General features: G+C 67.7%; 1 protein-coding gene and 1 pseudogene. Both read right to left on the reverse strand.

All coding sequences use genetic code 11. From position 1 onward, the window contains the following. Positions 1-986: peptidoglycan -binding protein (locus tag ACIPIA_RS15735; RefSeq protein WP_400510917.1), on the reverse strand; the 986-nt coding region annotated here is incomplete at its 3' end. Between the two features lie 29 nt (positions 987-1015). Further along, positions 1016-1657, reverse strand: a pseudogene (locus tag ACIPIA_RS15740) (flagellar motor protein MotA); the annotation flags it as partial.

The raw sequence follows: 1657 nt of genomic DNA on the forward strand, positions 1-1657 counted from the left end.
CGATTGCGGCGATGCGCCTCGTCCGTATTGGCGACGTCGAGCGGCTGATACTCGCCGAAGCCCGTGGCGGCGACACGGTCGGTCGGCAATCCGCGCGAGATCAGATACTCGACGACGGCGATGGCGCGCGCCGAGGAGAGATACCAGTTCGAGGGGAACTGGGCGGACCTGATCGGCCGGTTGTCGGTATGTCCGTCGACACGCAGGATCCAGGGCAGGTCGGGCGGCATCTCGTTGCCGAGGTCGAGCAGGATGGTGGCGAGCTTGTCGAGCTCGACCTTGCCCTCGGGCTTCAGCACGGCCTGGCCGGCATCGAAGAAGACCTCGGACTGGAAGACGAAGCGGTCGCCGACGACGCGGATGTCCGGCCGCGTGCCGAGGACCTGTCGCAGTCGGCCGAAGAAGTCAGAGCGATAACGCGCCAGCTCCTGGACGCGCTGTGCGAGCGCGACATTGAGCCGGGAGCCGAGCTCGGAGATACGAGCCTGCGAGTCCTTGTCCTTCGCCTCCGAAGCGGCGAGCGCCTCCTCGAGCGCCGCGAGCTGGCGGCGCATGGCGAGGATCTGCTGGTTGACGAGGTCGACCGTGGCCTGGGCGCGGGCGGAGAGCTGCTTTTCCGTGTCGAGCGCCTTCTGCGTCTCCGCGAGCTGCGCCGGAGCGGCGTTGTTCTGGGATTCGAGCAGGCCCTGAAGGCGGCCGCGATCATCCTGTGCGCGGCTGAGGGTCGACTGCATGAGCTGCAGGCTTTCCTGAGCCTGGCGATTCGAGGCCCGCTCCAGGGCGAGCAGGTCGGTGAGCTCGGAGATCTGCCGGTTCAGGCGCTCCAGCGCGGTGTCCTTGCCCGTCAGTTCCTGCGAGAGGAAGAACTGGCCGAGGACGAAGACGGTGAGCAGGAAGACGATGCCGATCAGCATCGTCGAGAGCGCGTCGACGAAGCCGGGCCAGAAATTCGCTTCCTCGCGACGATGGGCGCGGGAGAGGGCCATCGATCAGGTTCCCGAAATGCCGGTGCGGTTCATGGTTCGGTGACGTGGCTGGCGGCGAGGCGCTCGATCAGGCGCTTCAGATCCTTTTCGCGCGAGGCCTGTGCCTCGACCCAGTCCCGGATCATCTGCTGCTCGGCGCGCATATGCTGGACGAGGCCCTGGATACCTTCGGCCAGGTTGGCGAGCGCCTGCGTCGCGGCGCGGTTGTTGGAGGCCCCATCTGCCATCGCCGCGCTGAGCTGCTCGAAACGGTCGGCGAGCGGCTCTCCGGCCGGGAGCAGGGGCGAGGCGGCGTCCGGCTCGGCCGAACGCGCTCCGAGCCAGCTTTCGAGCTCATTGCGGAAACGGCGCTGGGCCTGCGCGACCTGCAGGTCGAGGAAGCCGAGAATCAGCGAGCCGGCGATGCCGAAGAGCGAGGACGAGAAGGACAGGCCCATGCCGGCCAGCGGGGCGGAGAGACCGGCCTTCAGCTCGTCGAAAAGCACGCCGGCCTCGGCACCGGTGCGCAGCGACTTGATGACGTTGCCGACCGAGCCGACCGTCTCGAGCAGGCCCCAGAACGTTCCGAGCAAGCCGAGGAAAACGAGCAGGCCCGCGAGATAGCGCAGCACCTCGCGCCCGTCGTCGAGCCGAATCGCGACTGATTCGAGCAGCGAGACGGCTTGTGACGG

Origin of the sequence: Allobosea sp. CER48 (genome assembly GCF_044752385.1) — a bacterium.
GTDB lineage: Bacteria > Pseudomonadota > Alphaproteobacteria > Rhizobiales > Beijerinckiaceae > Allobosea.